28 protein-coding genes are annotated in these 26191 nt (G+C 59.8%); 17 read left to right on the top strand and 11 right to left on the bottom strand.

All coding sequences use genetic code 11. The features are described 5' to 3' along the window. The first annotated feature begins 8 nt into the window (after nt 1–8). The 5 genes from ABE456_RS04030 (at nt 9) to ABE456_RS04010 (ending at nt 3542) form a co-directional block, all read left to right on the top strand. Entirely contained in the window at nt 9–1703 is a 1695-nt protein-coding gene (locus ABE456_RS04030) for an SGNH/GDSL hydrolase family protein (RefSeq protein WP_346642820.1), read from the top strand. Between the two features lie 10 nt (nt 1704–1713). Next, a complete protein-coding gene (locus ABE456_RS04025; RefSeq protein WP_346642819.1) occupies nt 1714–2421 on the top strand; it encodes a hypothetical protein in 708 nt (235 codons plus the stop codon). Nucleotides 2422–2494: 73 nt separating this feature from the next. Continuing rightward, nucleotides 2495–2926 (top strand): lysozyme, encoded by a 432-nt coding sequence (locus tag ABE456_RS04020; protein ID WP_346642818.1) that lies wholly within the window; start codon nt 2495–2497, stop codon nt 2924–2926. After that, a complete protein-coding gene (locus tag ABE456_RS04015) occupies nt 2923–3285 on the top strand; it encodes a hypothetical protein (protein ID WP_346642817.1) in 363 nt (120 codons plus the stop codon). The genes ABE456_RS04020 and ABE456_RS04015 overlap by 4 nt, the downstream gene beginning before the upstream one ends. Next, the gene (locus ABE456_RS04010; protein WP_346642816.1) at nt 3282–3542 is read left to right on the top strand and encodes a hypothetical protein; all 261 of its coding nucleotides are present in this window, start codon (nt 3282–3284) and stop codon (nt 3540–3542) included. Before ABE456_RS04015 ends, ABE456_RS04010 begins: the two co-directional genes overlap by 4 nt. A 95-nt stretch (nt 3543–3637) precedes the next feature. Here the strand turns inward: ABE456_RS04010 and ABE456_RS04005 are convergent, their stop codons facing one another. Further along, nucleotides 3638–4012, bottom strand: coding sequence for a hypothetical protein (locus ABE456_RS04005; protein WP_346642815.1), 375 nt, complete (start codon nt 4010–4012; stop codon nt 3638–3640). Nucleotides 4013–4358: 346 nt separating this feature from the next. Here ABE456_RS04005 and ABE456_RS04000 point away from each other — a divergent pair, with 346 nt between their 5' ends. Then, nucleotides 4359–4652 carry a hypothetical protein gene (locus ABE456_RS04000; RefSeq protein ID WP_346642814.1) on the top strand — a complete coding sequence of 98 codons (294 nt, stop codon included), beginning with the start codon at nt 4359–4361 and terminating at the stop codon, nt 4650–4652. Then, nucleotides 4649–4951 carry a hypothetical protein gene (locus ABE456_RS03995; RefSeq protein WP_346642813.1) on the top strand — a complete coding sequence of 101 codons (303 nt, stop codon included), beginning with the start codon at nt 4649–4651 and terminating at the stop codon, nt 4949–4951. The genes ABE456_RS04000 and ABE456_RS03995 overlap by 4 nt, the downstream gene beginning before the upstream one ends. A 202-nt stretch (nt 4952–5153) precedes the next feature. On the opposite strand, the gene ABE456_RS03990 is transcribed toward ABE456_RS03995, so the two are convergent. Both ABE456_RS03990 and ABE456_RS03985 read right to left on the bottom strand, forming a co-directional pair. Then, the gene (locus ABE456_RS03990) at nt 5154–5780 is read right to left on the bottom strand and encodes a hypothetical protein (RefSeq protein ID WP_346642812.1); all 627 of its coding nucleotides are present in this window, start codon (nt 5778–5780) and stop codon (nt 5154–5156) included. Nucleotides 5781–6228: 448 nt separating this feature from the next. Next, nucleotides 6229–7084, bottom strand: a protein-coding gene (locus ABE456_RS03985; RefSeq protein ID WP_346642811.1) for an IS5 family transposase whose coding sequence is annotated in 2 segments (ribosomal slippage) — nt 6229–6744 and nt 6746–7084 — 855 coding nt in all. Because the reading frame shifts where the segments join, the coding sequence is not laid out codon by codon here. A gap of 247 nt (nt 7085–7331) precedes the next feature. Here ABE456_RS03985 and ABE456_RS03980 point away from each other — a divergent pair. After that, on the top strand, nt 7332–8099 hold the full coding sequence (locus ABE456_RS03980; protein WP_346642810.1) for a hypothetical protein: 768 nt from the start codon (nt 7332–7334) through the stop codon (nt 8097–8099). A gap of 661 nt (nt 8100–8760) precedes the next feature. On the opposite strand, the gene ABE456_RS03975 is transcribed toward ABE456_RS03980, so the two are convergent. The 7 genes from ABE456_RS03975 to ABE456_RS03945 all read right to left on the bottom strand — a co-directional run bounded on the left by ABE456_RS03975 (nt 8761) and on the right by ABE456_RS03945 (nt 15752). Beyond that, the gene (locus tag ABE456_RS03975) at nt 8761–9030 is read right to left on the bottom strand and encodes a DUF3077 domain-containing protein (RefSeq protein WP_346642809.1); all 270 of its coding nucleotides are present in this window, start codon (nt 9028–9030) and stop codon (nt 8761–8763) included. Nucleotides 9031–9114: 84 nt separating this feature from the next. Further along, nucleotides 9115–9357, bottom strand: a complete 243-nt coding sequence (locus ABE456_RS03970) for a hypothetical protein (protein WP_346642808.1) — start codon at nt 9355–9357, stop codon at nt 9115–9117. 887 nt (nt 9358–10244) lie between these two features. Continuing rightward, nucleotides 10245–11480 carry an MFS transporter gene (locus tag ABE456_RS03965; RefSeq protein ID WP_346642807.1) on the bottom strand — a complete coding sequence of 412 codons (1236 nt, stop codon included), beginning with the start codon at nt 11478–11480 and terminating at the stop codon, nt 10245–10247. Nucleotides 11481–11553: 73 nt separating this feature from the next. Continuing rightward, on the bottom strand, nt 11554–12600 hold the full coding sequence (locus ABE456_RS03960; RefSeq protein WP_346642806.1) for a DUF3445 domain-containing protein: 1047 nt from the start codon (nt 12598–12600) through the stop codon (nt 11554–11556). Nucleotides 12601–12614: 14 nt separating this feature from the next. After that, nucleotides 12615–13583: a PDR/VanB family oxidoreductase gene (locus ABE456_RS03955; RefSeq protein WP_346642805.1), complete on the bottom strand. Its 969-nt coding sequence runs from the start codon at nt 13581–13583 to the stop codon at nt 12615–12617. Next, nucleotides 13580–14185 carry a dimethylamine monooxygenase subunit DmmA family protein gene (locus ABE456_RS03950; RefSeq protein ID WP_346642804.1) on the bottom strand — a complete coding sequence of 202 codons (606 nt, stop codon included), beginning with the start codon at nt 14183–14185 and terminating at the stop codon, nt 13580–13582. Before ABE456_RS03950 ends, ABE456_RS03955 begins: the two co-directional genes overlap by 4 nt. Before the next feature lie 142 nt (nt 14186–14327). Further along, the gene (locus ABE456_RS03945) at nt 14328–15752 is read right to left on the bottom strand and encodes a gamma-aminobutyraldehyde dehydrogenase (protein ID WP_346642803.1); all 1425 of its coding nucleotides are present in this window, start codon (nt 15750–15752) and stop codon (nt 14328–14330) included. A gap of 216 nt (nt 15753–15968) precedes the next feature. Here ABE456_RS03945 and ABE456_RS03940 point away from each other — a divergent pair, with 216 nt between their 5' ends. From ABE456_RS03940 to ABE456_RS03920, 5 genes are all read left to right on the top strand, one after another. Further along, nucleotides 15969–16718 carry an FCD domain-containing protein gene (locus tag ABE456_RS03940; protein WP_346642802.1) on the top strand — a complete coding sequence of 250 codons (750 nt, stop codon included), beginning with the start codon at nt 15969–15971 and terminating at the stop codon, nt 16716–16718. Between the two features lie 42 nt (nt 16719–16760). Then, nucleotides 16761–17507 (top strand): cache domain-containing protein, encoded by a 747-nt coding sequence (locus tag ABE456_RS03935; protein WP_346642801.1) that lies wholly within the window; start codon nt 16761–16763, stop codon nt 17505–17507. 304 nt (nt 17508–17811) lie between these two features. Continuing rightward, complete coding sequence (locus tag ABE456_RS03930) at nt 17812–18339, top strand: hypothetical protein (RefSeq protein ID WP_346642800.1); 528 nt, start codon at nt 17812–17814, stop codon at nt 18337–18339. Between the two features lie 64 nt (nt 18340–18403). After that, complete coding sequence (locus ABE456_RS03925) at nt 18404–19249, top strand: DUF692 domain-containing protein (protein WP_346642799.1); 846 nt, start codon at nt 18404–18406, stop codon at nt 19247–19249. After that, nucleotides 19242–20039, top strand: coding sequence for a putative DNA-binding domain-containing protein (locus ABE456_RS03920; protein ID WP_346642798.1), 798 nt, complete (start codon nt 19242–19244; stop codon nt 20037–20039). Before ABE456_RS03925 ends, ABE456_RS03920 begins: the two co-directional genes overlap by 8 nt. A gap of 95 nt (nt 20040–20134) precedes the next feature. On the opposite strand, the gene ABE456_RS03915 is transcribed toward ABE456_RS03920, so the two are convergent. Continuing rightward, complete coding sequence (locus ABE456_RS03915; RefSeq protein WP_346642797.1) at nt 20135–21718, bottom strand: winged helix-turn-helix domain-containing protein; 1584 nt, start codon at nt 21716–21718, stop codon at nt 20135–20137. 249 nt (nt 21719–21967) lie between these two features. Here ABE456_RS03915 and ABE456_RS03910 point away from each other — a divergent pair, with 249 nt between their 5' ends. From ABE456_RS03910 to ABE456_RS03895, 4 genes are all read left to right on the top strand, one after another. Further along, complete coding sequence (locus ABE456_RS03910; protein ID WP_346642796.1) at nt 21968–22711, top strand: SDR family oxidoreductase; 744 nt, start codon at nt 21968–21970, stop codon at nt 22709–22711. 46 nt (nt 22712–22757) lie between these two features. After that, the gene (locus tag ABE456_RS03905; RefSeq protein WP_346642795.1) at nt 22758–23171 is read left to right on the top strand and encodes a cupin domain-containing protein; all 414 of its coding nucleotides are present in this window, start codon (nt 22758–22760) and stop codon (nt 23169–23171) included. 67 nt (nt 23172–23238) lie between these two features. Beyond that, nucleotides 23239–24333: an HlyD family secretion protein gene (locus ABE456_RS03900; RefSeq protein ID WP_346642794.1), complete on the top strand. Its 1095-nt coding sequence runs from the start codon at nt 23239–23241 to the stop codon at nt 24331–24333. Beyond that, nucleotides 24330–25922 carry a DHA2 family efflux MFS transporter permease subunit gene (locus ABE456_RS03895; RefSeq protein WP_346642793.1) on the top strand — a complete coding sequence of 531 codons (1593 nt, stop codon included), beginning with the start codon at nt 24330–24332 and terminating at the stop codon, nt 25920–25922. Before ABE456_RS03900 ends, ABE456_RS03895 begins: the two co-directional genes overlap by 4 nt. Nucleotides 25923–26191 lie beyond the last annotated feature (269 nt).

The following is a 26191-nucleotide window of genomic DNA, read 5'->3' as shown; positions in this document are numbered from 1 at the left end:
GAGTTTTTATGAGCGGAGCCACCGACGTTCAGCTTTTCAACCAACTTGTGTCCAATGCTAACGCGCTGTTCCTGTCTGATGCTGACTTCGTCATGATCAATGGCATCCAGAAACCAACTCTTCGGAAGATCTATGCCGATTTTCTAGCCAGTATGGGATCTTTCCCTACTGTCGCTGAAGGGCTGGCCAATACCAGTGGCACAGGAACTAATAATCGATTCTTCAATGTCCCTGAAGCAGGAAACGTGGCGGAAACCCGTTACCGCAACGATGCCGGGGTGGCGGTGCAGGTCAACCGTATATCCAGCGCTTCGCTCGTGGAGGCTGTAGCCGCACGTGCAGTCGCTATCTCCGGGGTTAGCGGATCCATCGTGCCCGTTGCGGTGACGGATTCAGGCAAGGTCGTCGTGTGGCTAGAGGATGGAAAGCTGGCTGCTCGCGGAATATCCGAAGGGCTGGATGCAGAGATTTTTTCAGGGCGAATTGCAAGCTCGACGCCGACCGGCAGCATCTATCCCGTCGCGGTTGCAGGTAATCAGGTAGCGGTGTGGCTAGAGGATGGAAAGCTCGGCGCGCGCGGCCTGACTGACGCCCTCGCAGAGTCCGTCGCATCAGTTGTGACTGTTGAGACTGCACCCCGCGACATCCCGTTTTCTGACAGTCTGCCGGGCTTCACTGATGGGCGTACGCTGACCTCGTGGCGCGCGAAGCTGGGTACGCACCTGGTGGGTGGTCAGCCTCAGAAGTTCAAGGTCGGCCTTATGGGTGACTCTTGGTGCGAGTTGCTACCGATCCCGGTTCGACTGCGGGCTTACCTTGGCGCCGCTTTGGGAGACGCGGGAGACGGCTGGCAGAGTGTTTCCACCATCATCCGCAGCGGCAGCACGCTCACCCTGAATGGCTGGACATTCCTCGACGCCGATGCAGCAGTTTCCATGCCGTACGGCGCGGGGCCTGACGGTATGTGCCAGTACAGCACCAGCAATACTGCGACCATGTCTCTCGGTGAGATCCGTGCAACTGACATTACCATCTACTTCTACAACGGCACGGGGACATTCCGGTGGCGCGTGGACGGCGGCGCGTGGACTTCGGTTACTGGCACAGGTGCCACCGGTACAGCCGGACGGGTGGCAATCTCGGGCCTGACGGATGCGGTCCACACCGTGGAGATCGACACTGCCGACAACACCGGCACCGTGGCGATATACGGCTTCTATACCACCCGCGCAGGCATTGCCGGCGTGGAGGTAAGCCGTATGGGCAACGCGGGGCTCGATTCAACCGGATTGAACAAGTACATCGGATTCGATGGGTCGATCATGTCTGATGTGAATCTCGACTTACTTATTGTCATCTTGGGCACCAACGACTATCGCCGCGCGGGCAACTCTCCCGCGCAGTTCGCTTCATCGCTGCGAGCTTTGTCAGACAAGCTGGCTGCGAGCAATCCGCGCACCGGCGTGATATTCGTGCACCCGGCTCGTACGGACGGCGTGGTTGTAAATCCCCAGGTGGAATACCGCGACGCCATGTATCAGATGTGCCTTCAGGCGGGGAGGGAGTTCTACAACATGCATGACTACTGGGGTACTTACACTGCCGAGAACGCAAATAACCAGTTTGCAGATAGCTTTCACCTGAACAACGCCGGTGCATACCGACTCTCGGTCGAGCTCGGCAAAAAATTCTTGATGCTTTGAGGTAAGAAAAATGTCCAATGCACTGAACTTGGGTAGCGTTACTCTTCCTGGTGATGGGTACCTGAATCTCTTCGGCCTACAGATCCCGGTAACGCTCGGCCTGGAGGGGGCTTTCCTCTACGGCGACGGAGTTGCGGACGGGGCAAAAAACTATGCGCCCGGCAAAAACGATGCAATCGTCAGGGGTGTGCCAGTATTCAGCACGAACTTCGTGAAGATGGGCGGCGGAGCTTATTACGAGACCGACATTCAAGAAACGGCAGCCCAGACTCTGATTGTAGTGGGGCGCCGCGCGGTCGGAGTACCTGCTGGAAGCGCGGCGCACTTCATCGATACTCTATCATCCCCCACAGTGGGTTCACGTTTGTTCCAGTCCACAGACACAGCGCTGAACTCCCGTGCAGCTAAGGGCGGGGACGCGGACAGCATTGCACTGGGCACCGGTGTGGCGGGCAACATGCACATCTTATGTGCCAGGACCAGTTCCGCCAGTCTACATGTGTTGGATGATCGGTCGGTTGGCGGCTCCGTAACGTCCACCATTTCAGGCGCTCGTGCAGTTAGCTCGGTGCCGTATCGAATCGGTAACGGTTCGGCCGTCTCATCTGCCGAGATCCTGCTGGCTATGATCTATTCCAGGGTTCTCAGTGGCACAGAGCTTGATAGTGTTGCTGCCTGGGCAAGGGGCTATGCGTCATCCAAGGGCCTCACTGTGTAGCCATTCAGAATCATTTTTAAGCTTGTTCTCGAGGCCCGCCGAGCGCGGGCTTTTTTGTGTCTGGAGAAAACCCATGCGTACATCGCAACGCGGCTTGAGCCTCATCAAGTCGTTTGAGGGCCTGCGCCTGCAGGCGTATCAAGATTCGGTAGGCGTCTGGACGATTGGCTACGGGACCACTCGTGGCGTGAAAGCCGGCATGAAGATCAGCAAGGAGCAGGCCGAGCGCATGCTGCTGAACGACGTGCAACGCTTCGAGCCAGAGGTGCAGCGCCTGATCACTGCGCCGCTGAGCCAGAACCAGTGGGACGCGCTGCTCAGCTTCACCTACAACCTTGGGTCGGCAAACCTCGAGTCATCGACGCTTCGCCGGCTGCTGAATGCTGGCGACTATCAGGGCGCAGCTGAACAGTTCCCGCGCTGGAACAAGGCTGGCGGGCAAGTACTGGCCGGCCTAACTCGTCGGCGTGCCGCCGAGCGGGAACTGTTCCTGGGGGCTGCGTGAATGCCTGGGTGCTGCGGGCCGCTGGTGCCGGCCTGCTGATCCTGCTCGGCATCGGGGTGGGCGCCTGGTTAACCATCAGCCACTTCCGCCCGGTACTCGATGAGGCACAGGACCGGGTTTCTGCGTGCACGACCGCCCGCGACAACCTGGCAGGCCTGGCACAGGAGCAGGGCAAGGCGCTGGGCGACCTGACCCTGGCCGCGAATGAGCGTCAGGCCAGGGCTGAGCAGGCAGTGAGCGAAGCCAAGGCCGGCGCAGATCTCGACTACGCCGCAGCGAACCGTCTGCAGCAAGAGCGTACCGGCGGCGATCAGTGCGCGGCCGCCACTTCGATCATCGACAAGGAGCTTGGGTTATGAGGATGCTGCTGATTTTGTGCGCTCTGGCGCTGGCTGGTTGCGGCGGTCGCACTGAGCCGCAAGTGCAGTACGTGCGCGTCGAGGTGCCGGTGCAGGTGCCGTGCCGGACGCCTGAAGTGGATGTGCCGCCATGGGCTGCAGCTGGCATACGAAAGACCGACAGCTTGGAGGTTAAGGTGCGAGCGCTTCTAGCTGAGCGTCGGCAGCGGATCGGCTACGAGAAGCAATTGGAGGCATCGGTCGCGGCGTGCAAATGACGGGCGACCGATGCAATTACTTAACATGGTTAATATGTTGGGAAGCGCATTAATGGATCTTGTATGTTATGTATGGCAGTTAGTCTGAAGTACTGTTACGGGAGGAGTAATCTTGAGGCAAGCGGAGAGTTGCAGAGGTCAGTTAGTTTAATGATGATGTTGGCAATGTTGTCTGATCGTTCTAAGTAAGACCAGATTGAAAGTTCTTTCATTGATTCCTGTTTTTCTGGTATTGATTTATCTTTCTGGCCTTTCAGGACTGCAATGGCTTCTCTAATTGATTCGATGTCGGTTTCTGGTGGGAGTCCCAGTTGTTGCTGTATCGATCGGCCTTCATCAATTGCAAATACTTCATTGCAATTCTGGACTGTCCTGAATGTGAACTCGTTGCCTTCGATTTCCCCGGATGCTTTAACGACTGTGCCGCAATCGATTACTGATCCTATGTTGATCTTGTTGTTTTTAAACATGGTTCTCTTCCTTGGTAGTGGTTCTTTACTAATGGATAGTCAGCGGTTAGAAGGAATCAGGTAGGTGCGCTTAGGTATGGATAGTAGACGCAGGAGAGCCGCTGAGCCAGCATCACATCGGCGCTATGCATGAGTATCACCAGGCCCAAGATGGCGGCGCGCGAGTGGAGGAGGTGGAGCGCCTGCGCCTGCTTGCCGAGTCACTCTTCCAGGCGGTATCCGACTACCAGCTTCGTGTCGTGGCCAAGGCGCGTGGCAAGGATCTGCCGCCGCTCCACTGATCGGCATTTGCCTGCAGCGATGCGCATCTATACGATACTGTGTTTTTATACAGTATCGGTACCGCATGTATTTCCTCCTCGTTCGACGCCGCGAGCATGGCGTGGCCATCCCTTCCGATCAGCTCAGGAAGATCCAGCCCCTTCGCGCTGATGTGCACATCGGCGACCACCACAGCGAGCCACTGGGTCGGGTATCGACACAGGCCTGGGTGTTCAACCCGACGCCTGGGCCCGACATCATCCCGCGCCTGCACGACGCCAAGGTCAACGGCATGGCCCAGCTCGGCATCAACATCAACGGGGTGGAGGAAATCGACGGCGTGCTGTACGCGCAGTCCTGGTGGTGCAGGGCAGAATGATGAGCCAACTACCACGAGCCTGGCTGGATGAGCTCAACGATGAATTTGAACTGGCCACTGATCCCGAAGGTCGGGCTGCTGTCCTCAGCGAGATGGCCATGGCCGCACATCGGCGCCGGGAGGTTGATGCCGATCAGTTGTGTGAAATGCTGGAGTTCGTCGATTCGGCGCGCCTGTTCGGCCTGAGCGAGCACGAGGAGATGTATGCGTGCGGCCTGTTCAAGTATCACGAGCCATTGCCGGATTGGGGCGGGCAGATCATCAAGGGAGTGGGAAAAGCTCCGCCTGTGGAAGAGTAGGCGGGCGGCCGGCAGGACGCCGGAGGAAGGTGTTTTGGCTGTCTAAAACCGCTAGAAAGCTTCTCGGTTTTACTGGACGAAAGTCGCGGAAACTGGCCAAACCATTTTAGACAGGCTCGATGCGCAGGCCGCTGAAATCGCGGCCTGAGGATCGCTTCTCACACTACTGCTGCAGTATCAGGGTACAGGAGTGGATGTGACGCTAAGCTTGTAGGCGCTTGGCGAGAGCCTCTAGATCGCTAGCAACCTCGTCGTACCCGAAGAAATTCGTTGGATGTTCGTAGAAATGGTCTTTGCTTTCTTGGTCAGTAACCTGTACTCGGCTTCGCAATTCATCTCTAAGCAGCATCGCATCCACCTTAAATTCCCGATCCCATTCTGCTGCCGTGTCATTAGAGTCCTGGAGCATAGCGGCCGTCGACCGTTCCCACTCGCGATCTCGCTCCTCTTCCGTAGCAACTGGTCTACGGCGCATGCCTTCATATTGCCTATTTTTTCTTCGCTCGATGAATGCGCGCATGCGAGCAACAAAGTTTATAGTTTTGGTGCGTAACTCTTCTGCATCGTATTCAACGACTTTGCTGCTTAGCTCGTCAAACTTGAGTGCGCGCTCTTTGTAACCTTCACTCTGCTCGGTTTTCGAGATAAGTCTCTGATTTAAAGTGGCTATTTGCTCTCTAAGATTTTCAGTTACTCCCGCATAACGCCATTTCGAAACGTAATAAGCCAAGCTGAACGCGGCTACGGTGAGTAGGAGAAAAGTCAAAGGCGCTTGAGATATCGTGTTCCACTCCTTTTGTATCATTGTCAAAATCTTTTCAAAATCCATTTTTCTCATCTCGGCTAAGGTTGATGGCTGTCTCACAGCGCACGTTCAGAGTAACGCGGTGCAGGCCGAAAATCGATTCCAAAACTAGCAAGGCGGCCCTCGCAGTATGCCGCCTGTAGCCGTGCCGTTTCGTCTTTGTTTTGGAATCGATTTCTCCGTCTACGCCGCATGGATCGGGCGCTTGTACCACGGTCTTGAAAACCGTCGATGGGCAACTATCCTAGAGTTCGAATCTCTACGCTTCCGCCACTAATTCCTATTAAAACCCTGATTTTTCAGGGTTTTTTTATGTCTGTAGTTCCTCAGACCATCCTTCAGCCCATCCTTTGGCTTCTGGCTTTCAATGGGTCTCAGCAGAGTTTCCGCTGAGCGGTTGCCTTCACCTAAGCGGCTCACCACCACGAAGCTCGTCGGGTCGGACAATTGGTTACACGATTCCCACGGTGACCTAGGCTCTGTACGAAAAGAGATGTCGCAAACACCGCATGGAACAAGCCAGTGAGACTATGGCGGCGTAGCTTTTCGCGAGCTTGTCGACGCGTGTCACGATCCTGCGGTTCTCTTTCAGCCAGCTAAACATGCGCTCGATGATGTGGCGCTGTCGGTAATTGGGTCGATCAAAGAGTCTGGGTAAATCAGGAATAGGCTTGCGCTTCATCGAGCGCAGCGGGATGACTGGTTGCATTCGATATTGGTCGCAGTAGCGGCGTAGCGCGTCGGCGCCGTAGCCCTTGTCGGCAAGCAACCATTTACAGCGTATGCGCGGGCGGCCGCGTTGGCTTGATGGAATGCTGATTTCGTCCAGCAGTGGCTGGGCGTAACTGATGTCACTGGCTTGACCGCCAGAGAGAAGGAAGCGCAACGGTGCGCCGTTGGCGTCGCAGAGCATGTAGTTTTTGGTTGTCAGGCTATCGCGACTGTGGCCTAGAGCGTGATCGGCAGGCTCGTCAGGCCCCTTTTTTCCGAGCGCCAGATGAGGCTCGGGTTGCGCCCACTGCTGTTGAGTCGATCATCCAGGATTGCAGATCGATCAAGCCTTGCTCATTCATTCTCAGGTGCAAGCGTTTGAGCATCTGATCGAATGTGCCCTGATTCCGCCAACCCCGAAACCGTTGATACACCACTGACCATGGGCCGAAGCGCTCTGGTATATCTCGCCTCGCTGCAGCTGAGCAAAGTACCCAGAGCACGCCATCGAGCATCAGTCGGTCGCTAAGGCGCGGGCGCCCTCGGCCATGGGTTTCGATAAAGAGATCGGAGACCAAACCCCAGGCCTCGTCCGAGAGTTCGTAACGCTTTGCCATCACAGAATTCCTTTCCGTTGACGGCGGGGGACTCTACAAAATCTCAGCGTTCAAGGCGCGGCGATTGAATTTCTCGGGATTTCGTACAGAGCCTAAGATACCCCGGGGCACGTTTTCATGTGTAGCGCGCGAATTAGATTCTTTTGAGGGTGCCCGAAATCGGCTCAAGACTTTTTGCGTTGCAAATACTTGTGTAGTCGCCTGCTCCATCTGCAAGCTATAGGAAGATCAGATAAATGGAGGCAGCATGCCCAAGATTCGCCAGTACCACGTTTTCCGCTTGATGGATTTGCTTTCCTTAGTGGCCAGCAACGCTTACACGGCCTGTGTAGCAGGCATGATTGCCTTCAGCAGCACCCCGAATACAGAGGTTTTTTTCCCCGTTGATAAGCTAGCCATGCTCGCCCTTGTCGCAACTTTGCTTTTCGAACTAGTGGCCGTGTCTGTCTGGGTGTGGCACAGCCTCCAATGCAACAAGGTTCTCAAAGCAGCCGGGCTAGCCAGTACATACCTGAATCGAAAGGCGCTGAATGCCGTTTTAACCGACCCGGTGCATCGGCAGCAGTACAGCGCGGCTAGCCAGAACAAGAGCAAGGCCATGGGCTCGATAGCACTCTGCGCACTTCTTCTGATGGCCGGTATGATTACAGCGATGTACTTGAGTAATACCAGTTTGACTCCAAATGGCTGGGTAGAAGACAACTTTGGCTACGGCATTTACGCCGCTCCTCTGCTCGGGGTCGTAGTTTTCTTCATAGTCGCAATCATCCAGCATCGTAACAGCCTGAAGGACGAGGCCGAGGCTCAGAAATGGATCAGACTGGCCGACCGGCTTCCAAAGGCACAAGATATACAGCTAGGCTACGTCAAGGACGCGGTGCTCTGCCGGTCGCCGCATCACATCAAGCAATGGGGTGGTCGTTATACTGTGATCAAGATCGTCAAGATCAACGGCAAGCACATGCCGCCACCCGGCAAGCGGGACGGCATCGAGTGGACGCAGTTCCGGCGCTAATTCGCGGGACTCAGAGGTAAAATCTCTGGGTCTTCTAAGACTGCGCTTTCGCTAATTAGCACCTTTAAAAGCCTAACTTTGTGCGATGGAAGCACTCCCGTTATTGGGTTCCGTCGCTCAGTATCTCTCTTTAATGACACTGTTTAATTGGTCAGCCCAGTACGTGAATTCGCAAAAATGCAACGCGAGCGTGGTTATACACCAAGCACCAGGCTCTCAGTTGCCACTGACTTCGTAGGTACATCTCAATCACCACTGTTGGCCGGCTTCTGTCGGTCACAGATATCAAATGTCATCCTCCGAGGCTATTCAGGCCTATTAGCTAGGCGCCCTCGGCGGCACAGCTCCGTTTCTCCACTGAGAAAGTCTTTAGTCTGCGACTCAAAATCAGTTCCGAAATTGAAAATGCAACCCTTATAACGGTAGGGCTTCAGCCCGTTCAGCTTTGGTGAGATGTGGAGCGTAAAATTGGCTATATCATTGATTTTAAATGAAAGCCGGCGATGGGTAACTCTCCTAGAGTTCGAATCTTTATGCGTCCGCCATACTTTTTAGCAAAAGCCCCGATTAATCGGGGTTTTTGCGTTTCTGAAGTTTGGTGAACGCTGCTCTTTTCAAAGCCAAGGCGAGAGCCTTGGTTTCTGACTTGCTGGGAAACCAGCTAGCCCATCATGCCCAACTCAGCATCATCCATCAGCGCCTTGGCCAGCGCACTCAGATAATGCGCAGCCCAGATCATCATCGGTTTCTCTTCCATCAACCCGATAATCGTCAGCTCCCGCACATACCCCATCAATTCCGAAGACTGCTCCCGAGCGCTTTTGCAGGGAATGCCGGCTTCGATGCGAAACAGTGGATGGGTCTGGTTTTCCCCTTGGTAGAACGTGGTCTTGCCTACAGTGGTTTTCTCGTTCGATTCATCGGTAGTCATTGGTCCATCTCCCTGATCGTCTAAAACCTGGGCGAGCACCTTCGCTGGCAACAGGGCCAGCCCAAGTAACACATGGCTTGCGGCTTAGTGCAGCGTTCGCGGCTCGTTAGGCATTTGTGCCTGAATCAATGCGGACTCAAGCAACAAGCGCAGGGACTCAAGTTCATGTGTCGTTGCCATCATCAGGATCGCTGCAGGTGATTTGGGCTGCAGCAGCATCGCTTGTTGCGAAATGGCTAGCGCGCAGACGGCATACTCCGCGGCTTGGACGATGGTGTCTTCAAGGGAGTGGAGGGTGTGGGGTGGGTCGGGGACCATCTTCAGCATTGTTCAATTCCTATTTGGTGCTGCCGCCTTTCAGCCGTCAAGCAAAAGGGTGGCAGCTGTACGTGGGTTGACGGACCGGCGGAATTGAGAAGCTCCGGCGCACGCAAGCGTGCCCGCACGTACAGCCACCATAATAGGTGTGCCATAACTCAAAACCATCGCGGCCCGTCAAAGCCGTGTCACTGATATGCAGCGACAGGCCCAGACTAGAGGCCCAATTGGGCACCCGCAACGGAAAATAGGCGGCAACAGTATCTTTGGGAAATGCCCTACAAGAAAGCGTTAAATTCTGATTATTCGAGGCAAATGGACATCATTTGTGAGTGAGGGTTTGTTGGGGGCCGTCGCAGGGTGAGGCGGAGTAGGGCTTGGGAAAGTGGTTGTTGGTTGGGGCCATGGGGCTGCGTTGCAGCCCTTTCGCGACGCAAGGCCGCTCCCACAGGGATCGCGCCAGCTTTTAGAAATTGAGCAAGACAGTTGCTCCCACAAAGAGACCGTGTGGCTTGAAGGGTGATGCACGGCAGTTGATGCCATGGAGGTAACGCGGTGGTTGGCACCGGCTTTGCCGGTGTTCGCGGGTGAAACCGCTGCCACATGGATGGTGCTTGTCTTTGAGGTTTGAGCAGGGCGGGGGCTGCCAGTTGGGCGGCGTTGCCTTCAAGGTATGCGCGGGGCCTCCGAGGCTCAGTCGGAAGCTAACTGTGGCCACCGCGCGACTTGAAAAATATCAAAAGGCTAGCGCGCGGTTTGCCAGCACGCTTAAAAGCACCCTCGATAGAAATAACCAGCCGTTAGTTTCTTTTTCAATTTGACTTGTCATCACCACTCCTACCGATTTGTTTGCCCAAGGGAGGTACGCCGTACCTCCCTCAAACACCCTCGATCATTCAGTTCGCAGGGGCGCCATCAACAGTTGCCTGGTTGACTAAATTCGATGGCATTGAGCCGTGATGACGGCGGATGCTCGCCAACGGTACGGCTACCAGCAGCAGAGTGAGCACCACAGTCACGGCGATGCCCCAGGCGGCCAGCGTAAAACCACCCACAGAAATCAACCCGCCCGAAATTGCCGGGCCTACCGCTAGCCCAAGGCTGAGGAAGCTGCCGGCAGCAGCCACCACGCGGCCTTCGCGGTCCAGGGCGGCGGCCAGGCCGGTCAGGTAGCTGAGGGCATAGAAGTAGGTGATGCAGATGGTCATCACCCCGGCGGTGTACAGGGTCTTGGAGTGCTCGCCCAGCACATAGCTGAGGCTGGTTGCGCCGGTCAGCAGGATGGCGAGGATCACCGGCGTGCTCATGCCGAAACGCTTGCCGACCATGGCTGCGATCAGCGGCCCGATCAGGCCCACAAACGACTGGAACGACAGCAGCACACCCAGCTCATCGCCGCTGTAGCCGACCATGGTGCCGATCCGTTCGACGAAGGCCCAGCCCATGGTGTCGCGGGCCTGGAACACGAACATCGCCAGCATCATGCAGACGGCAGGCAGGCTCAGCAATATATTGCCCGACGCTTGCTTGCCGGCAGGCGCCTGCGGTGAAGGCTCGGCATTCGGCGCGCGTTGCGCCATCGCCGGGATCGCCAGCAGCATCACGGCCATGGTCGCCGCCATCGCGTAATACAAACCGTGCAGGCCATGGCTGGCCATGACCTTGGCGTAACCCAACATCACCACGATCATCAGCACCACCGACAGCACGTTCATGTGCCCGGCGACCCGGTCGGGGTGTTTGGCGCTGGACACGGCGGCGTTGCCACACGCCAGCGCCAGACCGGCGCCAATACCCGCAACACAGCGTACTGCCGCGAGAGCATAGAGGCTGTCGATGTTGGCGCTGAGCAGGTTGGCGGCAATCGCCAGCAGGGTGCCGGCCAGTGCCAAGGTGCGCCGTGGTGCGCGGCCCATGAACGGGGCGACCAGCAGTGAGGCGAGCATGGTGAAGCCGAACTCGGCCGACATCAGCAGCCCGGCCTGGGCTTCGTTGAGTTGCAAATCGTGAATGATGGCGCTGATCAGGTACGGCAAGGCCCACAGCCCGAGCAGGCCGACGCCGTAGGCAGATGCGGCGGCGGAGAACACCAGGTTCCAGCTCTCGGGCAAGCAGTGTTTTATTGTTTTCATTGGGGTAACCCCTGAATGGCATGCACAGCGTTGGGTAGGCGCGCGCCGGTGGCCGGCGCGCGCAGGGTACGGGTTACTGCTGGCTTTCGTCGACCGGGGTGCCGTCGTCGTACTGCGACAACCAGCTGACCATGGCATCGCGGTAGCGGGTAAAGCCCTTGTAGTCGACCAGTTCCTGGTCGAGGTCGCGGATCACCCGGTGCATGCGCTTGGCCCACTGTGGCGCGAACTCGGCCAGTTCCTGCAGGCTGACCAGGTAGGTGCGCACCGGGAACAGCACGGCGTTGCTGCGCGGCAGGCGGTGCAGGGGCTGCAGCTCGATGCGCAGGTTGACCAGTTGGCCGGCGTTCTCGGCGGTGACGGTGGTGCGCTCCGGCGCCCAGTCGGGCAGGGTTTCGGCGGAGGTTTCGAGGCGCGGGTTGACGGTGATCGACCAGTTGGTGCGACGTACCGGGTGGCCAGGGCGCAGGCGCAGAAGGAACTTCAGCGCCCGTTGCAGAATGCCCATCTCATGCAGCTTGGGCACCGGGCCATGGAACTCCATGAAACTCATGCCGAGGTTGAAGCGCAGCGAGTAGTCGGCGCGCTGGGTAGCCATGCCGGCGCCCATCACCAGCGTGTCGTCACGCTCTTCGAGGAGAATGAATTCGCCCTGGGCCTGACGGGTGATGTATTCCATCGGCTCCATCGGCAGGGTGCTGGCGTCGCCAAAGGTGAAGGTCTGGTCGATCTGCAGCGGGCGGTTGATCCAGTGCCACTGGCTGCCTTTCTTCTCCAGGGTGAAGTGCTCGGGGTAGTCGCGCGAGTACGACTCCATCAGCAGCTCCAGCAGGTCCCACTGGGCTTCCATCATGTGCGGCAGGGCGGCGTAGTGCACGCCCGGCTGGCTGTCGAGGGTGTGCGCGCGGTGGTGGCATTCGGAGATGTAGTGTTCGTCGATGTCGAACTGCCCGCGCAGTGCGCCAGTGCCGAACGGCACGTGCGGCTCGACGTTCATCGAGTACATGTACTGGTCTTCCGGATAGGGGAAGGGCAGGCGCAGCACGGCTTCGCGGCTGTTCTTGTAGGTGTGCCCCTGGCCTGCGTCGGCGTAGGTCTCGATCGGCTTGAATACGGTCATGTTGTTTTCCTGTCTCAGAGGTCTACGACCAGGCGGCTGCAGTTGGCGCGGGATACGCAGGGCATGAATTTGCGCTTGCTCAGTTTGTCTTCCTCGCTGAGCCAGTCATCGCGATGGTCGAGTTCGCCATCGATGTCCAGTACTTCGGTTTCGCAGTAGCCGCAGGCTCCGCCGCGGCACAGGTAGGGCACCTTGTAGCCGGCCTGTTCGGCGGCTTCGAGCAGCGACTGTTCGGCCGGCACCTCGATGGTTACGCCCTGGCGCGCCAGGGTGACGCTGAATGGCTGGCCGCTGGAGCCCTGCTCGACAAAACGCTCGTAGTGGATGTGGCTGTCGGTCCAGCCAAGGGCGTGGGCGCTGTCGAGGGTGTCGTCGATCATGCTGTCCGGGCCGCAGACATACACGTGGCTGCCCAGTGGGCGGCCTTCGAGGATGTGGCGGATGTCCATGCGCGCATCCACGCCTTGCACGTAAAGGTGCACGCGCTCGCCGTAACGTGCCTGTAGTTCCAGGCCGAGGGCCGTGTGTTCTGGGCCGCGCACGGCCAGGTGCAGCTCGAAGGTGGACTGCTTGAGCTGCAACTCTTCCAGTTGCGAGTACACCGGGGTAATGCCGACACCGCCGGCAATGAACACGTGCTGGCGGGCATGCTTGGCCAGCGGGAACAGGTTGGCTGGCTGCAGGATCTGCAGCAGGTCGCCTTCAGCTACCCGGTCATGCAGGTAGCGCGAGCCGCCACGGCCATCGCTGACCCGGCGTACGGCGATCTGGTAGGCGCTGGAGTCGTAGGGCGAGCTCATCAGCGAGTAGGCGTTGCGGTGGGTTTTGTCGCCGTCTTCGACCACCACCACCACGTGGCTGCCGCCGGAAAACGCCGGCAGGTGCTTGCCGGCCGGGTCGACCAGGGTGAAGCGGGTGATTTCCGGGGTGAGCGCTTCGATACGGGCGACGCGCACGCTGAGGGTGCCGTTATGGGTATTCATGTGTCGAGCTCCTCGGCTGCTGGCAGTTCGCCCGGGACTTCGCCATCGGCCTTGATGCCCTGGAAGGCGGCCAGGCGGCGGGAATAGTGGTCGCGCACCACCAGGTCGAGCTGGCAACCGGGGCAGGTGAACACGCGCTGGGTGACGTTCTCGGTGTAGGTGTCGCAGTGCGCGCACCATACGCGGCGGACCAGGGTGCCGCTGTGCTCGCGCAGCACTTCGTCGCGGTTCAGGTCGACCGCATTGGCGGCCTGCATGGCAGTGCCGATGAAGCTTTCCGAGCCACTGAGGTACAGGCGGGTGCCCATGTGGGCCAGGCCCAGCCGTTCGCGCAGGGCGGCGATCAACGCCTGGTTGCTGGGGAACACTTCCAGCCCGGCCGCTTCTGCGGCTTGCAGGGCCTGCAGGTGGTCGTGCCCGGAGAACGACTCGGTGGAGTAGAGCAGGGTGCTGTGCGCGCGCTGCGCAGTGGACATGTCCGCGATCAGGCGCAGCATGGCCGCGCCGCCGCTGCCCTGGCCCGCGATCAGGTGGCGCAGGCCGCCTGCCATGGGCCGCAGCTGGTCATAGACCGGGCGGCTTTTGATGCCGGTGATAAGCATGGTGACACACCTCGTAAGCCCGAACCCCCGGCTTGTGCCGGAAGGTAACGTTGACGGCTGGTTTCAGGCTTGGGCACGGGTGAAAGCAGAACCCATGCCATATTGCCTATGGTTTTATATGTTTTATGACCAAAGTCGACAATCAGTGCTTGAACATCACATGGCGCACGCAGGTGTAGTCCTCAAGGCCGTACATGGACATGTCCTTGCCATAGCCCGACTGCTTCATGCCGCCGTGGGGCATTTCGCTGACCAGCATGAAATGCGTGTTGACCCAGGTGCAGCCATATTGCAGGCGCGCAGCGAGGCGGTTGGCGCGGCCGACGTCGCGGGTCCACACCGAAGAGGCGAGGCCGTAGTCGGAGTCGTTGGCGTAGGCCAGGGCCTGGGCTTCGTCGGTGAACGGGGTGACGCTGACCACCGGGCCGAACACTTCGCGCTGGACGATCTCGTCGTCCTGGCGGGCATCGGCCAGCACGGTCGGCGCGAAGAAGTAACCGTCGCCTGCGCCTCGATGGCCACCGGTGACCAGGCGGATGTGCGGCTGGGCCTTGGCGCGTTCGACGAAACCTTCGACGCGCTCCAGGTGCTCGCGGGTGATCAGCGGGCCGAGTTCGGTTTCCGGGTCGTCTTGCAGGCCCATGCGCAGGCTGGCCACCGCTTCGCCCAGTTTGCTCACGAACTGCTCGTAGACACCTTGCTGGACATACAGGCGGCAAGCCGCGGTGCAGTCCTGGCCGGCGTTGTAGAAGCCGAACGCACGGATACCCTCGACCGCGGCGTCGATGTCGGCATCGTCGAAGATCAGTACCGGGGCTTTGCCACCCAGTTCCATGTGGGTGCGCTTCACACTGCTGGCGGTGCTGGCGATGATCCGTGCACCGGTGGCCACGGAACCTGTCAGCGACACCAGGCGCACCTTAGGGTGGTTGACCAGCGGCTCGCCAACGCTCGGGCCGCGGCCGAAGAGGATGTTGACCACGCCGGCAGGGAACAGCTCGGCCATGATCTCGCCCAGCGCCAGGGCGGTCATCGGGGTTTGCTCGGAAGGCTTGAGCACCACGCAGTTGCCGGCGGCCAGCGCGGGGGCGAGTTTCCAGGCCACCATCATCAGCGGGTAGTTCCACGGCGCGATGGAGGCGACCACGCCGAGTGGGTCACGGCGGATCATCGAGGTGTGGCCCGGCAGGTACTCGCCACCGGCCGAGCCCGACAGGCAACGGCTGGCGCCGGCAAAGAAGCGGAACACGTCGGCGATGGCCGGGATTTCGTCGTTCAGTGCTGCCTGGTACGGCTTGCCACAGTTCTGCGACTCCAGGCGGGCGAGGGTGGCGGCTTCGGCTTCGATGCGGTCGGCCAGCTTGAGCAGCAGCTGGGCGCGATCCTTGGGTGCGGTCTGCGACCAGCCGGCGAAGGCCTGGTCGGCGGCCTGCACCGCGGCATCCACCTGGGCAGCGCTGGCTTCGGCGATATTCACCAGCACGGTGCCTTCGGACGGGTTGTACACGGCGTACGGGCTGCCTTGCCCGTCGACCAACTGGCCGTTGATCAGGAGTTTGGTTTGCATGGCGGATTCCTTGGTCGGTCTTATTGGTAGAAATCTAAACCTATGAAACCATATCTTAATATTTTTAGTTTGCCAACCACTGCGAAAAGCCACTTCCAGGCGGTAGAATGGCCCGTCAATCGGTATCGGGCGCTGGCCCGTTCACTATAAGATGCGAAACTGAACCTTTTAGCCCAGGCCCGCGCCAAGCCTGGCAATGCTCGATAGGGAGAGGCAATGACTGCCCTGAATAGTGCTCGTAACACCGCCTTCATCCGGTTGCGCCAGGAAGGGCGGACCGATGAAGTGGCGCGCCGCCTGGTGGAAGCGATCGAGCTGGGGATGTTCGCTGAAGGGCAGCAACTGCCCAGTGAATCGGAACTGGCCCTGCAATTGGGCGTGGCCACGGTGACCCTGCGTGAAGCGCTGGTGGTGCTGCGCCAGCGTGGCTTGATCGAGACCCGCCGTGGGCGCAATGGCGGCAGCTTTGTCTGCACTCCGGTGGAGCTGCCCGAAGCATTGCTGCTGCAGCGCCTGCGCGACATGAGCGGCCCCGACCTGCGTGACCTGGGTGATGAACAGACCGCAATTTCCGGTACTGCGGCGCGCCTGGCCGCCAAGCGCAGCTCGCCGGAGCAGCAGGCGCGCATCGCCCAGCATATCGAAACCCTCAGCCAGGCCAGTTCGCGCCTGGCCCGGCACCGCGCCGATGCGCGTTTTCATATCGAAGTGGCCGCCGCCGCCCAGTCGCTACGGCTAACCAGCGCAGAAATGCGCCTGCAGTCGGAAGTTGGCGAATTGCTGTGGATGGAGGCCGCTGGCGGCGGTGACGTGACGGTGGTCGAGCACGAGCACCGGGCGATTCTGGAGGCGCTGGTCGCTGGCGATGCGGTGCTGGCGGGCGCCTTGGCCGAAGCCCATGTCAGCCGTGGCATCAAGCGCCTGATCAGCCTGCGTCTGGAGCTGCTGGCCGACGGGCAGGACTGAGCCGTACATAACAACAAAGCTGTACCTGCGTGAGGTAATGCCATGTTTGCCCTGAGCGACAACGACCCGCTGTCAGCCTGTGCCCAGCAGCTGGACCACACCCTGGGAACCATCTTCGGCCAGGTCCGCCAGCTGGTGGAAGAAACCCGAGCGTTATGGGAGCGGGTGTTGGCCGAAGGCCGCCAGCCGAGTGCCAAGGACCTGGCGACCCTGCGCCCGGCCATCGACCAGCAGTTGCTAACCACCGGTGCCTTTGGCTGCGGCGGCGGCATCATCGTCGAGCCCAACGGCCTGGCCGACCGCGAGATGCACCTGGAATGGTGGTACCTGGCCGACGGCGGCAAGACCCTGCCGCTACGGCCGAACTTCGACCGGCGCCGCGAAAACTACTACGACTACACCGAAATGCCCTGGTACAGCCGGCCGATGAAGACTGGTAAGAGCGTGGTCGAAGGGCCTTACGTGGACCTGTACGGCACCAACATGTACGTGCTGACCTTCACCATGCCGATCGAGGTGCAAGGCCGGTTCATCGGTGTCGCCGGGCTGGACCTGTCGTTGCACAATGTCGAGCGCCTGCTGGTACGCAGCCTCATGCGCCTGGAGCATGAGGCGGTGCTGATTTCCGCGGACGGGCGGGTAATAGCCTCGAACACGGCCAATTGGATGGTCGGTGACTTGGCGCATGCGTTGTTGAACACTTTGCCGCGCGATGGTATTCGCCTGGCGTTGGCGGAGTCCGAAGCGGGGTGGTCGTTGGTGCGGTTGCCGGTGCTCAGGCACAGGTAAGCCGAGAACAGTGGGCATCGCTTTACCGGCAAGGCCGAATGCCAGTCAGTCAAGGCTACTGGCAATACGGTAATGCCCCGGGTCATATGGCCGTCGCGGCAGATGTTTCCCGTGTGTCGAATGTATCCCTCTGTATCTCGCTGCTCGCTTCTCGGCCTTTGCTTACAATTGCCTCTCTCTCCGGATACTTCTCGGATACATGCCTGGGGCCAAATGAACCGGCCCGAACGAAACGGCCCATGGGCCTCGTTCCCTGGCTCTTTCGGCCCTGAGGCCCAATCGTATTGATATCCGGAGAAGCACTATGTCTCGTTTCCAGTTCCCCAATAAGACCCGTCTCGGCCTGCTCACTGTAGCCTTGGTCGGTGGTATCAACATGACCTCTGCAGCCTTTGCCGTCGAAGCGCTCCCCCAAGGCTACCAGCTCGCTTCCGCAGAAAAGGCCGGCGAGGGCAAATGTGGTGAGGGCAAGTGCGGCGCCAAAGGCGCCCAGGCCAAAGCGACCCAGTCCGAAGGTAAGTGCGGTGAGGGCAAGTGCGGCGCCAAAGGCGCCCAAGCCAAAGCGACCCAGTCCGAAGGCAAGTGCGGTGAGGGCAAATGCGGCGACGCCTCCTTCGCCCGTACTGACGCCGACCATGATGGTCGTGTCTCGCGCACAGAGTTGCTGGCCGTAGCCCCGAAGGCCAATGCCGAGTTCGAGGCCATCGATGCCAATCACGACGGTTTCCTTTCCGAGGGCGAGGTCTATCAGTTCCGCAAAAATCAATTCGACGCAAACGGCAAGCCATTCCCTTCCGACCTGTACGGCAAGTTGAGCCAGGCCAAGAACTGACCATCGCCGATGTCCTCCCCGTGTCGTTGGCCGGGGAGGGAACATGGCCCTAGGGAGGGCACCTATGAGTACTTTACTTACCCTGCAGGGCGCAGGGCTCGGTTTGCGTCGTTCATTGCTGCCAGAGCTGCTGAAGATGGATGCAGGAGCAGTGGATTTCCTCGAATGTGCGCCGGACAACTGGATCGGCGTTGGTGGCAGCTATGGCGAAAACCTGGCTCGCCTGGCCGAGCGTTTCCCGTTGTCCTGTCACGGCCTGTCACTGTCCCTTGGTGGCCCCGAGCCGTTGGATCACGTATTTCTAAAGCGTATCCGCGCGTTTCTCGGCCGGTACGATGTACCGTTGTTCAGCGAGCACCTGAGCTACTGCTCCGATGACGGTCATTTGTATGATCTGATTCCCATGCCGTTCACCGACGAGGCCGTGCGTCATACCGCCGGACGCATCCGTGAGGTACAGGACGCCTTGGGTCGGCGCATCGCCGTGGAAAACATCTCCTATTACGCGGCGCCGTACCAGGCGATGAGCGAGATCGACTTCCTGCGTGCGGTGCTGGATGAGGCTGACTGCGACCTGCTGCTGGATGTCAACAACCTGGTCGTCAACGCTTGCAACCATGGCTATGACGCTGCTGCGTTCCTTGCGCGCGTGCCGGCCGAGCGTGTGGTGTGCGTGCATGTGGCCGGGCATTACGACGAAGCACCGGACCTGAAAATCGATACGCATGGTGCGGCTGTGGAAGATGATGTCTGGCGCCTGTTGGCCAGCGTTTATCAGCACGTGGGCCCGGTGCCGACCTTGCTGGAGCGCGACTTCAACTTCCCGCCACTGGCCGAGTTGCTCGGTGAAGTGCAATACATTCGTGACGTGCAAGCGACTGCCCGATCGCAGGAGGTGCGTTATGGATGAGACCTTGCGAGAGCAGCAATTATGCATGACCCGCTACATTCGCGACCCGAGCGCCAACGCGCCGCCACCCGGTATCGAAACCCGGCGTCTGGCGGTGTATCGGCAATTGTTCCTGGGTAACGTGCAATCGCTGTTGGCCGGCGGATTCCCGGTGTTATGCGCCAGCTTGGCGAAGCAGCAATGGCAGTCGCTTACTTCAGATTTTTACGCCTTCCATCGCTGCAAGACCCCCCTGTTCACTGAGGTGGCCGGGGAGTGGGTCAATTATCTGGAGGCCCGCGTCGATCTGCCCGGTTGGGTTGCCGAGTTGGCCCATTACGAATGGATCGAGAGCGTACTACTGCTCAGCGACAGTGCCGAGCTGCCTCATGATCCAGAGGGCGATTTACTTGATGGCATACCGGTGCTGTCCAGCCTCGCCGTGCCATTGGCATATGCCTGGCCGGTCAGCCATATCGGCCCCGACCACATACCGCTGCAAGCACCCGTCGAGCCTACGTTATTACTGGCCCGCCGCGGCGCAGATCTGAACATCCACTTCTCGCGCCTTGCCCCCTTGGCTTATGCCCTGGTGGTGTCGTTGCAACAACAGTCGCTCACCGGGCACGAGCACCTCAACGCCCTCGCGGAAATTGCAGGTATCGAACAGCTTGCCATCGAATCCCAGGGCGCTGCCTTGCTGCATAGCCTCAAAACACAAGGCGTAGTGCTCGGCACACGCCTCCGTGATGCCATCGCCGTCAAGCCAACTCTCACAGATAGGGCGCACGGCTTGAATTCAGTGCAATAGGGGTGGGAGCAGTCTTGACTGACTGGCATCAAGTCTTGGCTAGGCTTCATCATTAACCCGGTTCTGCGCCCTCAGGCCGTTTGGGGCGGGCGCCTTTATTCCGCTAGACCTGCCAGCCGAAGCCCGTCAGCAAGTCGGGCAAGGTCTTCGTCTCGTTGGATGGGTAGCCAGTCTCTCAGTTGGGATATCCGCAGGTTTGGGTCCAACTGTTGCAGCTGTACCAGTGCCTGGCTAGCCTCGTCCTGCCGCCCGCTGAGGGCATGGCTGGCTGTAATCAATACACTCGCGGCAAGCAAGCTGGGCAGGTTCCCCAAGGCCTTTTCAGCCCAGCTCAGCGCACAGTCGAAGCGTTCGGCAAAAAAGTGCGCAAGCGCCATCCCGACCTGCATCCTGAACATTTCTGGGTCTAGAGGGCTCAAGCGGGCGGCATGGGTCAGGTTTTCTATCGCGACTTCTACCTCGCCGCGTAGAGCCCGCAGTATGCCCCCAAGGTACCAGGCAGGGGCGAGATTGGGGTTAAGCAGCCGTGCCCTGTCGAGCAGGGCAATCCCGCCATCGAGATCTCCGGCCAGATGACCCAATGCATGCCCGGGCCGCGTCAGGGCCACGGCATCATCGCGGCCGAGCGTCACCGCCAATCTCGCCAAGCGCGCGCCCTCGGCAATCTCCCGCGGGCGATCAAGCATCCAGCCATTCAGTTTGCGCCAGAAATGGCACCACGCAGCCATGCCATAGGCCGACGCGAACTCTGCATCGAGTTCAATGGCTTTGTAGAATAGCGATAGCGCTTCTTCCACTGCCTCGCGAGTGCCGTTATGTAGCTTCGCGGTGCCGCGCAGGTAATAGTCGTAGGCGCATAGGCTTTCGGTAGGCTTGCGCTTCGCGCGTTCGATCTCCGCACGCTCAAGCTGCGGCGCGATGGCGCCTACCACGCTTGCTGCAACCTGGTCCTGAAGCTCGAAAATGTCGTCCAGCATGCCTTCGAAGCGCTCTGCCCAAATGTGTGCGCCGCTGGTGACGTCGATCAGTTGGCCAGTGATGCGTACCCGGTTACCGACCTTGCGCACGCTACCTTCCAGTACATAACGCACGCCTAACTCCCGGCCCACATCCTTGATGTCAACGCGACGGTCCTTGAAGGCAAAGCTGGAATTGCGGGCGATCACGAACAACCAACGGATTCTGGAGAGGGCAACGATGATGTCTTCGACAACACCGTCGGCAAAATAGTCCTGCTCAGGGTCGCCGCTGAGGTTCTGGAAGGGCAGGACGGTGATGGACGGCTTGTCCGGAAGCGCGAGGGCTGGCTCATTGGCTTTTTCGCTTTCCGCCGCTGCGGATGCTTCGACGAGAGGCCAGTCGAGTTCCTTCACCTCCTGGATCATGCCAACGAAGCGGTACCCCTTGCGGGCGACTGTGCGTAACAGGCGTTGCTCCTCTCCGGAGTCGCCAATGGCCTTGCGAACCGCATTGATATGGCTGGTGACTGTCGACTCGGAGACGACCCGCCCGCCCCACACTGTTTGCAGCAACTCATCCTTGCTCATCACTCGATCATGATTGCTGACCAGTTGAAGCAGCAGGTCGAAGACTTGCGGACCGATGGTCACGGCCTGCCCACGCAAGGTTAATTCCCGGCGCTGTTGATCGAGCACATAATCCTCAAACACGAATTGCAACGTCTTGTCCTCTGGCCGAGCGCCTTAGGCATCGTGTCCGAGGCGATTGCTAAATAGTGTCCGCTGTTGATGATACGGCAGCGTGATACGGGCTGCACGGCCCATGGGCCGCCCGCTGTGCGGGTTGGACGCAAATCCAAGCCTTCCTGAAGGTAAATCCAATCCCCCTGCAAGGACTTACAGCAGGCATGGGCGCATTGTTCTCCTACGTCGACGGCAATGGTTGCGGTCGAGAAGAGGAGAGACCCCATGAAGATCGTCGTCATCGGAGGCACAGGCCTCATTGGCTCAAAACTTGTCAAAGACCTGCGTGAGCGCGGCCATGAGGCCGTAGCCGCAGCGCCCAGCACAGGCGTCAATAGTATTACTCGTGAAGGGCTCGCAGCGGTGATGGACGGTGCGGATGTGGTCGTCGATGTCGCCAACGCACCGTCCTGGGAGGACCAGGCCGTGCTGGAGTTTTTCCAGACCGCCACCCGCAACCTGTTGGCCGCCGAGGCTGCGGCTGGTGTTCGCCACCATGTCGCGCTGTCGATCGTCGGCTGCGAGCGCCTGCCGGAAAACGGCTACTTCCGTGCCAAGGTCGCACAAGAGGCGCTGATAAAGGCGTCTGCCATTCCTTACACCCTGCTGCGTGCCACGCAGTTCTTCGAATTTGTCGGCGGCATTGCCCAGGCGGCCACCGTCGGCGACGAAGTTCAGCTTTCGCCAGCGCTGATCCAACCCATGGCCTCGGTCGACGTGGCGGCAGCGCTGGTCGATGTGGTGCTTGCAACGCCGGCCAACGGCACGCTTGAAGTGGCTGGCCCCGAGGCCATGCCACTGGACGAACTGGTCCGACGCTTCCTGAGGCTGACAGGCGATACGCGCAAGGTCGTCCCTGACGTGCACGCCCGTTACTTCGGTGCCGAGCTTGATGACAGGTCGCTGACGCCCGGTAGTGACGCGCGTCTCGGCCGTGTTCACTTCGAGGATTGGCTCGCACAGTCCTGACCAAGCATCTGCCCCCAATCGAAACATTCTCCACAAGGAGTACGCCATGTTCACTCGAATTCTCTGCGCCGCGGCGATCGCGGCCCTCTCCATCGCTTCGGTGTCGGCCGATGAGCGCCCGGCAAGCAAGGTCTCGATCGTGTTTGACCACCCATTGCCGAACGTGCCTGGCAAGAGCATGCGAGGTGTGATCGTCGACTATGCCCCGGGTGCGGCGTCGCCGTCCCACCGCCATCCGAAGTCTGCGTTCATCTACGCGACCGTGCTGGAGGGAGAGGTGCGTAGCAGCGTCAATGGGGAGCCGGAGAAAACCTACAAAGCAGGGGAGAACTGGTATGAGGCACCTGGCGCATTTCACGCCGTGAGCGCCAATGCCAGCGATACCAAGCCCGCTCGGCTGATGGCTGTGTTCGTGCTCGACAGCACCGAAACGGAACTGGTCACCCCCAGCGCGAAATGAGCGACGTCTCAATCCACGGCGCCTGGCGGGTGACGACCACCAGGCGCACAAAGCAGGACTGCAGCACATGAATACGCTCGAGGATACTGTCGCTACGGGCGACAGCACCGGGGCTACCGGGGCTTTAGTGGCGAGGCCCAACAGCAGAAAGCGGATTGGAATTCTGCTGTGCCTGGTCGCTCTGGCAGTCCTTGTCGCTGGCTGGGTCATTGCCCGGTCGAGCAACGCAACCTTTACCGACAATGCCTATGTACGAGGGGATGTCACTTCGCTTGCTGCGAAAGTGGCGGGTTACGTGGTTGCCGTAGAAGTCGAGGACAATCAACGCGTACAGGCGGGGGATGTGCTGTTTCGGATCGATGACCGGGACTACCGGGCACAGTTGGCTCAAGCCGAGGCCAACGTCAAGGCGGCTGAAGCCGGCCTGGCCAACATCGAGGCCGAAGCCCAGTTGCAACGCGCGCAGATTCGCGAGGCTGCGGCCGGCGTGCAATCAGCGGTCGCACAGCGCAGCCTCGCTAACAAAACCCATGAGCGCAGCCGCAAGTTGATCGTGTTCAGCGCTGTCAGCCAGTCGGTGGTCGACCAGACCGACGCCGCCCGCACCAGCGCCCAGGCGACGGTAGCAGCCGCGTCGGCCACGCTCGACGCCCAGCAACAGCGTATTGCCGTGTTGATGGCCCAGCGTGAGTCGGCCGTGGCGGCAATCGCCCAGGCGCACGCCGCACGTGACCTTGCCCGGATCGAGTTGGAGCACACGGTCGTGCGTGCCCCGGTATCGGGTATCGTCGGCAACCGGCAGGTACGTGTCGGTCGGTTCGTTACGCCGGGTGGAACATTGCTGGATGTCGTGCCGGTCGACAATGTATGGATCGTGGCAAACTTCAAGGAAACCCAGGTCGAACATATCCAGCCGGGGCAGCGGGTACAGGTGATGATCGACGGTTATCCGGATGACGTGCTCGAAGGGGTGGTCGACAGTTTCGCACCGGGCAGCGGGGCAGCGTTCAGCTTGCTGCCGCTAGACAATGCAACGGGCAACTTCGTGCGGGTAGTGCAACGGGTGCCGGTGAAGATCCGCCTGGCACAGAACCCGCTGCCTGGGCGCATCGTGCCGGGGCTTTCGGCGCGGGTCGAGGTTGAGGTCGGAGGTGGCTCGTGAATGTCGCCGTCCCCAAACCCCAGGTCGTTGTGCCCGTTGATGGCCGCTCCGCTCAAGGCGTGTTGCTGATTGCCGGCATCATCCTCGCCGCCCTGACCGAAGCCATTGCCAGCAGTGTGCTGGCGCTCGGCCGCAACGACATGCTGGGGGACACGTATGCAACGCCAGATGAATTTGCCTGGCTGGATGTGGGTTACACCGCCTGCAAACTCATAGGCTTCATGAGTGCGTCCTGGTTCCTGGCACGCTTCCAGCCTCGCGATGTGATCATGGCCGCGACCTTCGTCATGGGCCTGGCTTGCGCTGTCACCGCGTTCACGGTGAACCTGGACCTGTTGATCGTGCTTCGCGTGTTCCAGGGGCTGGCGGGCGGCGTGTTGTTGGTGAGCGGGCAGGTATTGATATTTATTGTCTGCCCACGAGGCCAGCAACCCATTCTTCAGGCCTTTTTCGCCATGGGCGCGGTCGTTGCGCCCGCAACTCTGGCGCCTGCCCTGCAAGGGTGGTTGATCGACAGTCAGTCTTGGACCTGGATCTTTTTCGGCGTCGTGCCATTGGCGCTTGCAGCATTGGGTTGTCTACTGATTGCAGGCTTGCCCAAGATCGCCATGCCGACCTCGCGAAGGTCCGATGGCGTCGGCCTGGTGTTGGCGTTCACTGGTCTTTGCTGCCTTGCGTATGTGCTGAGCCAGGGCAGCCGCTGGGATTGGTTCGAGGAACCGCACATTATCGTGGGAGCGGTGCTGGGCATTGCCGCACTGCTGTTTTTTCTTGGCCATCAGATGCTGGCGCGCAATCCAGGTGTGCTCGATTTCACGTTGTTCAAATCCAGCGATTTCACGTTTGCCTTCATCGTCAGTTTCGTCGCAGGGGCGGCGCTGTTCGGCAGCGCATACCTGATCCCGGCTTTTGCCCTGTCAGTGCTTGCCTTCACGCCTACGGACGCGGGCTTTTTGCTGTTGCCCAGCGGTGCGCTGTTCGTCGGTGCGCTGCTGCTGGCGGCTTATCTCATGCAGGCCCGTGGCGTCGCGCCATTCGCCACGGTGCCGTTCGGCATCCTGCTGATCATGCTCGGCATGTGGATGTTGTCGGGCTCGACCAGTGAAAGCGGTGCGCACGACATGATGGCTGGCGTGCTGTTACGCGGTCTTGGCCTGGGTTTCCTGTTTCTCTCCATCACCTTGATCGCGTTTGCTGAGCTGGCGCCGGAGAACCTGGCCAGCGGGATCGGCTTGTTCAATGTCGGTCGCCAGCTAGGGGGGCTGATGGGTGTTGCTGGGCTGCAAACGCTCATCGACCATCAGCTGGTCATCAACGCGACAGTCCTCGGTACCTATGTCACCGGTGGGGCGACAGCCGTCATCGAACGGCTTGGCAGCATCACTGCCATGCTGGGGAGCAAGGGCATGGATGCCGTGGCTGCGGGTCGCGCTTCGGTGGCTTTGCTGGGGCGGGCTGTATCGGGGCAGTCGGCAGTCATCGCCTTCGATATGGCGTTCAATGCCGTGGTGGTGCTGTTTGCTGTGGCGGCACCGCTGCTTGTATGCATCAAGATTCTGCTCGCACGCCACACCCGCAACGGAAAATAGGCGGCAACGGTGGGGCAGTTGGCCGGCGTTGCCTTGAAGGCATGCGCAGTACTTGTGGGAGCGGCCTTGCGTCGCGATTGGGCTGCAAAGCAGCCCCGGGGTTTCAGCGCAGATGCAGAAATTGCTGGGGCTGCTTTGCAGCCCAATCGCGACGCAAGGCCGCTTGTGTCTTGAGAGGGGATTAGAATCTGGAGTGAGAGCGGTGAATGGCAAGCTGAATGCCGGAGGTGCCTTGAGCACGTGTGGGAGCACAAGCTGCCATTCACCGT

Origin of the sequence: Pseudomonas sp. TWI929, assembly GCF_039673335.1 — a bacterium.
Taxonomy (GTDB): domain Bacteria; phylum Pseudomonadota; class Gammaproteobacteria; order Pseudomonadales; family Pseudomonadaceae; genus Aquipseudomonas.
This window is presented reverse-complemented; position numbering and strand designations above follow the sequence as displayed.